Origin of the sequence: Geothrix limicola, assembly GCF_030268085.1 — a bacterium.
Taxonomy (GTDB): domain Bacteria; phylum Acidobacteriota; class Holophagae; order Holophagales; family Holophagaceae; genus Geothrix; species Geothrix limicola.
In genome coordinates this window covers 73,358-85,921 of record NZ_BSDE01000004.1, presented here as the reverse complement: position 1 = coordinate 85,921, position 12,564 = coordinate 73,358, and the positions used below count along the sequence as shown (strand labels likewise).

General features: G+C 65.6%; 10 protein-coding genes. 9 read left to right on the top strand and 1 reads right to left on the bottom strand.

All coding sequences use genetic code 11. From position 1 onward, the window contains the following. Nucleotides 1-24 precede the first annotated feature (24 nt). The 8 genes from QSJ34_RS11565 to QSJ34_RS11530 all read left to right on the top strand — a co-directional run bounded on the left by QSJ34_RS11565 (nt 25) and on the right by QSJ34_RS11530 (nt 9,677). Entirely contained in the window at nt 25-1,878 is a 1,854-nt protein-coding gene (locus QSJ34_RS11565) for a phosphoenolpyruvate carboxykinase (GTP) (RefSeq protein ID WP_285575334.1), read from the top strand. 43 nt (nt 1,879-1,921) lie between these two features. Next, nucleotides 1,922-3,775 carry a tetratricopeptide repeat protein gene (locus tag QSJ34_RS11560; protein ID WP_285575332.1) on the top strand — a complete coding sequence of 618 codons (1,854 nt, stop codon included), beginning with the start codon at nt 1,922-1,924 and terminating at the stop codon, nt 3,773-3,775. Between the two features lie 81 nt (nt 3,776-3,856). After that, nucleotides 3,857-5,296: a Fe-S cluster assembly protein SufB gene (gene sufB, locus QSJ34_RS11555; RefSeq protein ID WP_285575330.1), complete on the top strand. Its 1,440-nt coding sequence runs from the start codon at nt 3,857-3,859 to the stop codon at nt 5,294-5,296. 104 nt (nt 5,297-5,400) lie between these two features. Beyond that, the gene (gene sufC / locus QSJ34_RS11550; protein WP_285575328.1) at nt 5,401-6,165 is read left to right on the top strand and encodes a Fe-S cluster assembly ATPase SufC; all 765 of its coding nucleotides are present in this window, start codon (nt 5,401-5,403) and stop codon (nt 6,163-6,165) included. Further along, nucleotides 6,162-7,439, top strand: a complete 1,278-nt coding sequence (sufD, locus tag QSJ34_RS11545) for a Fe-S cluster assembly protein SufD (RefSeq protein WP_285575326.1) — start codon at nt 6,162-6,164, stop codon at nt 7,437-7,439. The genes sufC and sufD overlap by 4 nt, the downstream gene beginning before the upstream one ends. Then, on the top strand, nt 7,436-8,671 hold the full coding sequence (locus tag QSJ34_RS11540) for a cysteine desulfurase (protein ID WP_285575324.1): 1,236 nt from the start codon (nt 7,436-7,438) through the stop codon (nt 8,669-8,671). Before sufD ends, QSJ34_RS11540 begins: the two co-directional genes overlap by 4 nt. Beyond that, nucleotides 8,668-9,117 (top strand): Fe-S cluster assembly sulfur transfer protein SufU, encoded by a 450-nt coding sequence (gene sufU, locus QSJ34_RS11535; RefSeq protein ID WP_285575322.1) that lies wholly within the window; start codon nt 8,668-8,670, stop codon nt 9,115-9,117. Before QSJ34_RS11540 ends, sufU begins: the two co-directional genes overlap by 4 nt. Nucleotides 9,118-9,119: 2 nt before the next feature. Continuing rightward, entirely contained in the window at nt 9,120-9,677 is a 558-nt protein-coding gene (locus tag QSJ34_RS11530; protein ID WP_285575318.1) for a NifU family protein, read from the top strand. 68 nt (nt 9,678-9,745) lie between these two features. Here the strand turns inward: QSJ34_RS11530 and QSJ34_RS11525 are convergent, their stop codons facing one another. Continuing rightward, nucleotides 9,746-10,366 (bottom strand): hypothetical protein, encoded by a 621-nt coding sequence (locus QSJ34_RS11525; RefSeq protein WP_285575316.1) that lies wholly within the window; start codon nt 10,364-10,366, stop codon nt 9,746-9,748. Between the two features lie 245 nt (nt 10,367-10,611). On the opposite strand from QSJ34_RS11525, the gene QSJ34_RS11520 reads away from it, so the two are divergent. Further along, nucleotides 10,612-12,369 (top strand): 30S ribosomal protein S1, encoded by a 1,758-nt coding sequence (locus QSJ34_RS11520; RefSeq protein WP_285575314.1) that lies wholly within the window; start codon nt 10,612-10,614, stop codon nt 12,367-12,369. The last annotated feature ends 195 nt before the right edge of the window (nt 12,370-12,564 follow it).

Here is a 12,564-nt window from a genome sequence, read left to right as displayed (position 1 = left end):
GGACCGTTTCCTACGGGGGCCCTCATGGCTACGACCCTTCTCCACCCGCCCACCTGCGTCACCAACCCGAAATTCCTCGGTTGGTTGGAAGAAGTGGTGGACCTCTGCCGACCCGACGCCATCCACTGGTGCGACGGATCCGACGCCGAATACGACCTGCTCTGCGCCCGCCTGGTGGAGGCCGGCACCTTCCGGAAGCTGAACCCCGAGAAGCGGCCCAACAGCTACCTGGCCTGGAGCGATCCCATCGACGTAGCCCGCGTGGAGGACCGCACCTTCATCTGCTCGAAGCACAAGGATGACGCCGGTCCCAACAACAACTGGATGGACCCTTCCCAGATGAAGGCCAACCTCAAGGGCCTCTTCAATGGCTGCATGAAGGGACGCACCCTCTATGTCATTCCCTTCAGCATGGGCCCTCTGGGCAGCCCCATCGCCCAGATCGGCGTGGAGCTTTCCGACTCGCCCTATGTGGCCGTGAACATGAAGATCATGACCCGCATGGGCAAGCAGGTCTGGGAGGTGCTGGGTGACGGCGACTTCGTGCCCGCCTTGCACTCGGTGGGCATGCCTCTCGCACAAGGCCAAAAGGACGTGCCCTGGCCCTGCAACAAGGAGAAGTACATCGTCCACTTCCCCGAGGAACGCAGCATCTGGAGCTTCGGCAGCGGCTACGGCGGCAATGCCTTGTTGGGGAAGAAGTGCTTCGCCCTGCGCATCGCCAGCGCCATGGCAAAAGAGGAGGGCTGGCTGGCCGAGCACATGCTGATCCTCGGCGTGCAGGGGCCTGACATGCCGAAAACCTATGTGGCGGCAGCCTTCCCCAGCGCCTGCGGCAAGACCAATTTCGCCATGCTGCGCACGCCCGAAGCGCTCAAGGATTACGAGATCACCACCGTGGGTGACGACATCGCCTGGATCAAGCCCGGCAAGGATGGGCGCCTGTACGCCATCAATCCCGAAGCCGGCTTCTTCGGCGTGGCCCCTGGCACGGGCATGAAGTCCAACCCCAACGCCATGCTCACCATCCAGAAGAACACCATCTTCACCAACGTGGCGCTGACGCCCGATGGCGACGTGTGGTGGGAAGGCATGACCGATGAGGTGCCCGACGGCCTCATCAACTGGCAGGGCCAGCCCCACGACAAGGCCAGCGGCAAGCCCGCGGCCCATCCCAATGCCCGCTTCACGGCCCCCGCCAGCCAGTGCCCCAGCATCGACCCGGCCTGGGAAGATCCATCCGGCGTGCCCATCAGCGCCCTGCTCTTCGGCGGACGGCGCGCCACCACGGTGCCCCTGGTCTTCCAGCCCGTGAACTGGGCCTTCGGCGTCTACATGGCCTCAACCATCGGCAGCGAAACCACCGCCGCCGCCGTGGGCGCCACCGGAGAAGTGCGCCGCGATCCCATGGCCATGCTGCCCTTCTGCGGCTACCACATGGGCGACTACTTCAATCACTGGCTGCAGATGGGACGCGAAGTCGCCCACCCACCCCAGATCTTCTGCGTGAACTGGTTCCGCAAGGGACCCAACGGCAAGTTCCTCTGGCCCGGCTACTCCGAGAACATGCGGGTGCTGAAGTGGGTCGTGGAGCGCACGCAGAGCCGCGTCGGCGCAGTGGAGGGACCCCTTGGCTGGGTGCCCCTCGAGAAGGATCTCAACCTCAGCGGCATCCCCGGTTTCGGCTCCACCGAATTCCAGGCTGTCATGACGGTGGATCGCGACGAGTGGCGCCGGGAGCTGCTGCTCCACGAAGAGCTTTTCGAGAAGCTCTTCGATCGCCTGCCCAAGGAATTCCCGCCCATGCGCCAGCTCCTCCAGTCCTCACTCTGGCGGGCTCCTCGCAAGGCGGAGCTGCCCAACTCCGACGATATCTAAGATCTAAGGACAAGGCGGGTCCGTTCCCTTCTATCCTGGAGCCATGGCGAACGATCTCCCCGGCTCCTATTGCCAGAACTGCCTCTCCTGGAATCCGGGGGAACGGGAGACGTGCCTCAAATGCGGCACGCGCCTGCTCATCCTCGCCGGAGACCAGACCTGGGAGGACGAACCCGATGAATCCGACGGCGGTGAGGATCTCGAAGAGCACCTGCTGGAGCGCATCACGGGCCTCGAGGAGACCCTGCGCCGGGTGGAGACCTACCTGGAGACCGTCTCCGATCAGCTGGGCAAGCTGGAGCGCAGCGAGGTGATGCTGCGCAACGGCCTCATGGCGCTCGTGCAGGAGATGGAGCAGAACCGCCAGCTGGATGCCCACGCCTTCTCCCAGCGCTGGGAGAGCCTGGTGGAGGAGAACCTTCACCTCATCAGCGCGCGGGAGCTCTTCACCCGTTACCGCGCCCGCATCCTCCCCATCGCCCGGCCCAAGTCCATGGCCCAGCTCAAGCGGGCCCTGCTGGAAACCACCGCCCTGTTGGAATCCGCCGACCTGCCCGGCGCGGCCCAGCGCCTGGGCCAGGCCCTGCCCCTGGACCCCAAGAACTACGAGCTCATCTTCACCATCGCCTCGCTGCACGAGGCCGCCCAGAACTTCGAAGAGGCCGAAGTCCTCGCGCGCAAGGTGGTGGGCCTCAGCCCCCGCCACTTCGAGGCCTGGATGCTGCTGGGCAAGCTGCTGCAGGAGCTTCCCGAGCACGCGGACCAGGCCATCGAGGCCCTGCACCAGGCCGCGGACCTGCGTCCCGAGGATCCCGAGCCGCGCATGATGCTGGCCGAACTGCTGCTCGATCAGGACGATCTGCAGGGCGCCCTGGAAGCCGCCCAGGAAGCGGTGGCCCGGCGCAAGGACGGCGAAACCCTGCTGCTGCTGGGCCAGGTCCACCTGGCCCGCGGCGAAAGCGCCATGGCCGTGCCCGCCCTCAAGGAGGCCAGCTCGTACCTGCCCGGGGACCTGCACGTGCGCGAGGCCCTGGCCGAGGCCTATCTCCTCCAGGAAGAGCGCCCCAAGGCCTTCGCCATCCTGCAGGAACTCCTCACCCAGAACCCCGGCGATCCCCAGCTGCTGCTCATGCTCGACGCGGAGGATCATCCCCAGCTGCGCGAGGCCCGGGACGGCAAGGCCGGCACCCAGCTGATGCTGGACGAGGTCGAGACCCTGCTCGACGAGAACCAGACCGAGGGCGCCGAAGTGCTGCTCAGGCGGGTCCGCCGCAAGGGCCGGAGCCAGCGCTCCGAGTGGCTCGACCTCCGCCTGGCCTTCCTGAAGGATCCCGAGAAGCAGCTCAAGCCCGCACTGGCCTTCGCCTGCTCGGACCGCCACCCCCGCCTCTGCTTCCTCGCCCTGCGCCTGGTCCTCGAACACCTCATGGAACAGAAGCGCGAGGCCGAGATCACCCGCGCCCTGGACGCCTACCTGGGGCGCCATCCCAAGAGCACCGGCGCCTGGGAGGCCGCCCTCATGCGCCTGGCCTACCGCCTCATGAACGGCCAGGTCACCGAAGACGACCTCATCGAGGTGCGCCGCCTCCACACCCACCCCCTGCCCGGCCTCGAGCCCCGCGCCCGCACCCTGCTGGGCCAGTACCTGCTGGCCCTCAAGCACCACCAGGAAGTGCTGGACCTGCTGGACCCCCTCATCGAAAAGGAACCCACCCTCATCAACCACTTCCAGCTCGGCGCCGCCCTGGCGGGCCTGGGCGAGCGGGAGCAGGCCCGACTCCTGCTGAAGGAAGGCCTAGAGGCCGATGCGGGGGATCTCAACGATGGCCAGGCCAAGGGCGTCAAGACTCAGATCCGCGGCCTTTTGAAGGAATTGGACGAGGCCGGGCAGGTCTGACCCAGGCTCGTGACCGAGGGCACAGCCTATTAAGTTGACAATTTTAGTCGAGATTCCAGAATGGAAGGCTCGGGGGGCAGGATGAGCACCACCTTCAATGTGGTCACCAGCCAGGAATACAAGTATGGCTTCGTGACGGATATCGAGGCGGACAGCGTCGCGCCCGGACTGAACGAGGACGTGATCCGCTTCATTTCGGCCAAGAAGGGCGAGCCTGACTGGCTGCTGGAGTTCCGCCTCAAGGCCTACCGCCACTGGCTGACCATGGCCGAGCCGGACTGGGCCAAGGTCGACTATCCCAAGCCCGACTTCCAGAAGATCGTCTACTACAGCGCGCCCAAGGCCAAAGCCCCCAAGTACGCCTCCATGGACGAGGTGGATCCCGAACTGAGGCGCACCTTCGAAAAGCTGGGCGTGCCCATCAACGAGCAGGCGGCCCTGGCGGGCGTGGCTGTGGATGTGGTCTTCGACTCCGTCAGCGTGACGACGACCTACAAGGAGAAGCTGAAGGAAGTCGGCATCATCTTCTGCAGCTTCAGCGAGGCCGTGAAGGAACATCCCGAGCTCGTGAAGAAGTACCTGGGCAGCGTGGTGCCCTCCGCCGACAACTTCTACGCCGCGCTGAACAGCGCCGTGTTCACGGACGGCAGCTTCGTCTTCATCCCCAAGGGCGTCGCCTGCCCCATGGACCTGAGCACCTACTTCCGCATCAACAACAAGGAGTCGGGCCAGTTCGAGCGCACCCTCATCGTGGCCGAGGAAGGCGCCACCGTGAGCTACCTGGAAGGCTGCACGGCCCCCCAGTTCGACACCAACCAGCTGCATGCGGCCGTGGTGGAACTGGTGGCCCTCGACAACGCCTTCATCAAGTACAGCACCGTGCAGAACTGGTACGCCGGCGACAAGAACGGCGTGGGCGGCATCTTCAACTTCGTGACCAAGCGCGGCCTGTGCAAGGGCAAGTCCTCGCACATCAGCTGGACCCAGGTGGAGACCGGCAGCGCCATCACCTGGAAGTACCCCAGCTGCGTGCTGCTGGGCGACGACAGCATCGGCGAGTTCTTCAGCGTGGCCCTCACCAACCACAAGCAGCAGGCGGACACGGGCACCAAGATGGTGCACATCGGCCGCAACACGAAGAGCACCATCATCAGCAAGGGCATCAGCGCCGGCGACAGTTCCAACAGCTACCGCGGCCTCGTGAAGGTACAGCCCAAGGCCGAGGGCGCCCGCAACTTCAGCCAGTGCGATTCCATGCTCATCGGGCAAAGCTGCAGCGCCAGCACCTTCCCTTATATCGAGGTGCAGAACCGCAGCGCCAAGGTGGAGCACGAGGCCACCACCTCCAAGATCGGCGAAGAGCAGCTCTTCTACTTCCAGCAGCGCGGCATCCCCGCCGAGGAAGCCATCAGCATGATCATCAACGGCTTCTGCAAGGACGTCTTCCGCGAGCTCCCCATGGAGTTCGCCGTCGAAGCCACCAAGCTGCTCTCCCTCAAGCTCGAAGGGAGCGTGGGCTAAGGATGGAACCGCGAATGACGCGAATGGGCGCGAATAAAAACATCACCACCCATTCGCGAAAATTCGCGTCATTCGCGGTCGTTCTTTTGTTTTTGGAGTCCTGAATGCTTTCGATCAAGAACCTCACCGCCTCGATCAACGGCACGCCGGTGCTGAAGGGGATCGATCTGGAGATCAAGGCGGGGGAGATCCACGCCATCATGGGCCCCAACGGCTCGGGCAAGTCCACGCTGGGCAAGGTGTTGGCGGGCCACCCGGCCTACGAGGTCACCGGCGGCGAGGTGCTGTTCGAAGGCCAGAACCTCTTCGAGATGGACGCCGATGCCCGCGCCCGCGCCGGGCTCTTCATGGGCTTCCAGCACCCCATCGAGGTGCCGGGCGTGAGCAACGCCTCCTTCCTGCGCCTGGCCTACAACAAGAAGGCCGAGGCCGAGGGCCGCGACGAACTGGATCCGCTCGAATTCGACGATTTCATCCGCGAGAAGATCAAGCTGGTATCCATGCGCGAAGAGTTCCTCGACCGCAGCCTCAACGAGGGCTTTTCCGGCGGCGAGAAGAAGCGCAACGAGATCCTGCAGATGGCCGTGCTCGAACCCAAGCTCGCCATCCTCGACGAGCTGGACAGCGGCCTCGACATCGACGCCCTGCGCGTCCTGGGCGACGCCGTGAACAAGCTGCAGCGCGCCGACCGCGCCCTGCTGATCATCACCCACTTCCCCCGCATCCTGGAGACCATCCAGCCCCAGTTCGTGCACGTGCTTTCCGGCGGCCGCATCCTCAAGAGCTCCGGCAAGGAACTGGCCGTGGAACTGGAAGAGCGCGGCTACGACTGGGTGCTCGAAGAGGCCGCCGCGGGAGGCGCCCGATGACCCTGGCCGCCACCTCCAACCTCGTCGCCGAGCTGCTGGCCGGGCCGCGGCCTGCCGAGTGGGGCGAGCTGCGCGAGGCTGCCGAAACCCGCCTGGCTGGCCGCGACCTGCCCACGACCCGGGACGAGGATTGGAAATACACCGACCTCAAGGCCCTGGCCGGGCTGTCCTTCGCGCCGGCTCCGAAAGCCACGGTCGACATCAGCGGCCACCTGCTGCCCGAGATGGTGGGCACCCGCCAGGTCTTCGTGAACGGGCATCACGCGCCCCACGCCAGCTGCGCTTCCGCCGTGCCCGCCGGCGTGCGCTTCTTCCCCATGTCCCACGCCAGCGAGGCCTGCCACGCCCTCGGCAGCGTGCCCAACGGCAAATCGGCGGGCCTCTTCGAGGATCTGAACACCGCCCGCTTCCAGGACGGCGCCGTCATCCTCGTGCCGAAAAACATGAAGGTGGCCCTGCCCCTCCACCTGCTCTTCATCACCCAGGCCAACGCCCCCGTCGCCGTCTTCCCCCGGGTGCTGGTGGTGCTGGAGCGCGGTTCGGAACTGGAGCTGGTGGAAGAGCATCACGGCAGCGGCACCTACCTCACCTGCCCCGTGGTGGAGATCCACGTGGCCGAAGGCGCCATCCTGCGCCACGAGCGCGTGCAGCGCGACGACGCCGAGGCCTTCCACCTGGGCACCCTCAAGGCCGAGGTCGCCAAGGGCGGCCAGTACCATTCCCGCACCCTCAGCTTCGGCGCCAGGCTTTCGCGCCAGCAGCCCTGGGTGCGCCTGGCCGAAGGCGCCGAGGCCAGCCTGGACGGCCTGGCCCTTCTCGAAGGCCAGCAGGTGGCCGACACCCACAGCTTCATGCATCACACCGAACCGAACGCCAGCAGCCACCAGCTGCACAAGTGCATCGTCGACGGGAAGGCCCGCGCGGTCTTCAACGGCCGGGTCCGCGTGGCGCCCCTCGCCCAGGGCACGGACGCCAAGCAGCAGAGCCGCAACCTGCTGCTCTCCGAATCCGCCCGCGTGGACACCAAGCCCCAGCTCGAGATCTACGCCGACGACGTGAAGTGCAGCCACGGCGCCACCGTGGGCGCGCTGGACCCCGAAGAACTGTTCTACCTGCAGAGCCGCGGCCTCAATGCCGACGACGCGCGCAACCTGCTCACCTACGGTTTCGCCGCAGACGTGCTCACCCACGTGCCCGTGGCCAGCCTGCGGCGGGCCCTGCGCCAGCTCGTCATGGCCCGCACCCAGGCCGGCTCGCTGGGGGATCTGTCATGAGCACCCTGATCCAACCCCTCGATGTCGTCGCCATCCGCAAGGACTTCCCCCTGCTGTCGCGCGTGCTGCACGGCAAGCCCGTGATCTACCTCGACAGCGCAGTGAGCGGACAGATGCCCGTCCAGGTCATCGAGCGCATGGCCCACTACGAGCGCGAAGAGCACACCAACGTCCATCGCGGCGTGAGCACCCTCAGCCAGGAGGCCACGGACCACTACGAGGCCGCCCGCGAAAAGGTGCGCAAGTTCATCGGCGCCGGATCGGTCAAGGAGATCGTCTGGACCCGCGGCACCACCGAAGCCATCAACCTCGTGGCCCAGACCTTCGGCCGCATGGTGGTGAAGGAGGGCGACGAGATCCTGCTCTCGGCCATGGAGCACCACGCCAACATCGTGCCCTGGCAGATGCTGGCCCAGGAGAAGGGCGCCACCATCAAGGTCATCCCCATGACCGATGCGGGCGAGCTCATCCTGGAATCCCTGGACGAGCTCATCACCGAGCGCACGAAACTCGTCGGCGTGGTGCACGTCAGCAACGTGCTGGGCACCGTGAACCCCGTGAAGGAGATCATCGCCAGGGCCCACGCCAAGGGCGTGCCCGTGCTGGTGGACGGCGCCCAGGCCGTGCCCCACCTGCAGGTGGACGTGAAGGATCTGGACGCGGACTTCTACGCCTTCAGCGGCCACAAGCTCTCGGGCCCCACGGGCATCGGCGTGCTCTACGGCAAGTTGGCCCACCTCGAGGCCATGCCTCCCTGGCACGGCGGCGGTAACATGATCCGCTCCGTCAGCTGGGAGAAGACCACGTACATGGCCGCCCCCGGCAAGTTCGAGGCGGGCACGCCGCCCATCGCCGCCGCCATCGGCCTCGGCGTGGCCATCGACTACCTCACGGGCCTGGGCCTCGACCGCATTGCCGCCTACGAGCATGAGCTGTTGGTCTACGCGACGGAACGGCTCTCGGCCATTCCGGGCCTGCGCATCCTCGGCCAGGCCAAGGAGAAGGCCAGCGTCATCTCCTTCGTCGTCGAGGGCATCCACCCCCACGACATGGGCAGCCTGCTGGATGGCGAAGGCGTCGTCGTCCGCGCCGGCCACCACTGCGCCCAGCCCGTCATGACCCGCTTCAACGTCCCCGCCACCACCCGCGCCTCCTTCGCCTACTTCAACACCCGCGAAGACGTGGATGTCCTCGTATCCGCCGTCCAGAAAGCCATCGAGCTGTTCTCATGAGCGACCCCCGCGAGCTGTACCAGCAGGTGATCCTGGAGCACAACAAGAAGCCCCGGAATTTCGGGAAGCTGGAGGCCTGCACGCACCACGCGGAAGGCCACAACCCGCTCTGCGGCGATCAGCTGGACCTGACCCTGGTAATCGAGAACGGCCTGGTGCAGGACATCAAGTTCACGGGCAGCGGCTGCGCCATCGACGTGGCCAGCGCCAGCCTCATGACCGGCGCCGTGAAGGGCAAGCCCGTCGCCGAAGCCGAGGCCATGGCCGAGCAGTTCCGCGGCATGGTGCGCGGCGAGCTGGAGCCCGGCACCCAAACGCCCCTCCTCGGCAAGCTGACCCTCTTCAGCGGCGTCAAGGACCTGCCCAGCCGCGTGAAGTGCGCCGTCCTCCCCTGGGCCACCCTGCATGCCGCGCTCAAGGGCGAGGAAGAAGCGAGCACGGAGTAGACATGCCCAAGATCGCCGAAATCGAATACACGCCCAATCCCAACGCAGTGAAGTTCGTGTTGAAGGAAGCCGTGGCCGTGGGCTTCCCCAAGTCCTTCCCCAATGCGGAAACGGCCGAACACGACGAGCTGGCCAAGGGCCTCTTCGCCGTGGGGCACGTCACCTCCGTGTTCATGCAGGACAAGTTCCTCACGGTCACCAAGACCGACGACAAGGGCTGGCCCGAGATGCTACCCCTGCTGGCCGCGCCCATCCGCGCCGCCGCTGGCGTGGGGGGTGGCACCAGCACCCCCGCGGCCCCGCGGGTGTTCAGCAAGGTGGAAGACGAGAACGATCCCCTGCTGAGAGACATCCGCATGGTGCTGGAAAGCGCCATCCTGCCCGCCCTCGCGGCCGACGGCGGAGGTCTGGAGCTGGTGGGCCGCCACGAGAAGCAGGTCATGATCCGCTATGTCGGCGCCTGCGGCAGCTGCCCCGCCAGCCTCACGGGCACCCTGGTGGCCATCGAGGGCATGCTGCAGAAGGAAGTGGATCCCGAGATCGTGGTGATCTCGGTCTAGGACCGACCTCGGCCTGAAAAAAAGGACGCGCCCAGACGGGCGCGTCCTTTTCGTCGATGGAACCCGGTTCAGAACCGGATGCCGCCGTAGACGCCGATCTGCAGCTTCGGGGCCATGCCCTTCAGAGCCTCCTCGTCGTTGGCCGGGCCGGCATTTCCCACGCTGGTGCTCGCGAGGGGCGCGGCCACTTCGAGGCCCAGGAAGGGCTTCATGAGGGGCGTGGGGAAGGCGAAGCCGATGTTGGCCCGGGCCCAGGGCCGGCCATAGGTCGTGGAGGAGGACAGGTTCTGGAAAGTGCCCTCCAGCTTGTCCCAGCGGTAATCCACACCCACGCTGGCAGATACGCCGGCCTTGAAAATGAAGGCCAGGCCCACGCTGCTGGCCGAATGGTCCAGCTTGGTGATGCCACCGAGCGTGATGCCCATCGCGTTGAACTTGATGTCGGCGGAGGCCTTGGGCTGGTAGGCCGCGTTGATCTGGAAGAGGGCGGGTCCCACATCCACCAGGCTGTACCCCAGCCTCAGGGCGCCCACGGTCTTGCTGTCAGGCTTCACCTCGGTGTGGCCGATGGTGACGTCCTGATAGGAGAACGACTTGTAGGACTGCTGCCCCACGAAGGCGCCGACCTCCCAGGACTGGGCCGCCAGGGGCAGGGCGGCCAGGGAAAGCATTCCCACGAATCTCTTCATAAAAACTCCTTTGTGGATGGTGACATCGAAAATATACGAGAGCCTTCCAGTCCCGTCAATCATTGACGTCCGACCCCTTCCCTACGCAATCCAACAGGCGCAACTCCCTCCGCCACGGGGACGCCCGGGACCTTTCCCTGGTGATTCCCGGATTTCCTGGATAACCTATGCGTTCTGCCGGACTTCGTGTGCCGGGATTCCAGCCCACCGCCAGAGCGCGGGGGCTAACCAAAGAGGTGGACTTCATGTCCAAGTTAGAAGCAATCATCAAGGGGCTCGGCTCCAAGCAGATGGGCCGCATCACCGTGCTCGACGCAGGCTATGTCGAGGACGACAGTGCGGAAGGCCAGGAGTTCATGGCCGCCCTCCAGGGCGAGACCCGTGGCCTGCGCGAGGAAGAGGTCGTGCGCGGCGTCGTCGTGGAAATCCGCGGCAAGGACGTCATCGTCGACATCGGCTACAAGGGGTCGGGCACCGTCAATCTCGACGAGTTCAACAACCCCGACGGCACCCAGGGCGTTCAGGTGGGTGACGTGGTCGAAGTGCTGCTCGAAATGCTGGAGGACGCCAACGGCAACGTGCGCCTCAGCCGCGAGCGCGCCGAGAAGATGAAGATCTGGGACGAGGTCGAGAAGGCCTTCCGTTCCAACATGACCGTGCACGGCACCGTGCTCGAGAAGGTCAAGGGCGGTCTGGCGGTCGATATCGGCATCCGCGCCTTCCTGCCCGGCAGCCAGGTGGATATGAAGCCCGTCCGCAACCTGGATCCCTACCTCGGCAAGTCCTTCGACATGAAGGTCATCAAGGTCAACCGCCGCCGCGGCAACATCGTGCTGTCCCGCAAGCTGTTCCTCGAGACCATCAACGCGAGCCTGAAGGAAGAGACCCTGGCGGGCCTCGAAGAAGGCAAGCTGGTCGAGGGCGCCATCAAGAACATCACCGAGTACGGCGCCTTCGTCGACCTCGGCGGTGTGGACGGCCTGCTGCACATCACCGACATGTCCTGGGGCCGGCTCAACCACCCCAGCGAGATGTTCCAGGTGGGCGACAAGGTCGAAGTGGCCGTGCTCAAGTACGACAAGGACACCGAGCGCGTCTCCTTGGGCTACAAGCAGAAGTTCCCGGATCCCTGGCTCTCCGTCGAGGAGCGCTACCCCATCCAGGCTTCGGTCAAGGGCAAGGTCGTCTCGATCACTGACTACGGAGCATTCGTCGAACTCGAGCCCGGCATCGAAGGCCTCGTGCACGTCTCCGAGATGAGCTGGACCAAGAAGGTCAAGTCCGCCAAGGGCATGGTCAACCTGGGCGACCAGGTCGAGGCCCTCATCCTGCAGGTGGACAGCGAGAACCGTCGCATCAGCCTCGGCATGAAGCAGATCACCCCGAACCCCTGGATGGCCATCGCCGAGAAGTACCAGCCCGGCATGATCGTCACGGGCACCGTGCGCAACATCACGGAGTTCGGCGCCTTCATCGAACTCGAAGAGGGCATCGACGGCCTGATCCACGTGTCCGACTTCAGCTGGACCAAGAAGATCAAGCACCCCGGCGAGATCGTGAAGAAGGGCGACAGCGTCACCGCCAAGGTCCTCAACCTGGACCCCCTGGCCCAGCGCATGAGCCTCGGCGTGAAGCAGATGGAACCCAACGTCTGGGAGATCTTCTTCGAGAACCACAACGTGGGCACCGTCATCACCGGCAAGATCGCCCGCCTGACCGATTTCGGCGCCTTCGTCGACCTCGGCGACGGCATCGAGGGCCTGGTGCACGTCTCCGAACTGAGCCGCAAGCGGGTGGAGGACATCCAGAAGGAGTTCGTCGCCGGCCAGGAGCTCACCATGAAGATCGTGAAGCTCGATCCCACCGAGCGCCGCATCGGCCTCTCCGTCAAGCAGCTGGAGCAGGACATGGAGCGGGGCGACCTGGAAGCCGCCAAGGCCCGCCAGCCCGAGTTCAAAAAGGCGACGCTGGCCGATGCCTTCAACAAGGCCGAACGGGAGTAGTCCCCCCCTTTCGACCACAGACGAGGCCCCCGCAAGGGGGCTTCGTTTTGTACGGGTTCCGGGGGCCGGACGCCCCGATCCACCCCCCGGCGCCCCGCAAGCGGCTGTCGGATCGAGGTTTTCCCGCGCCCAAAGCCGACCAGATGGGGGAAATCCTGTTGATGGTCACACCGCGCGGGGGCTAAACTCAGGACC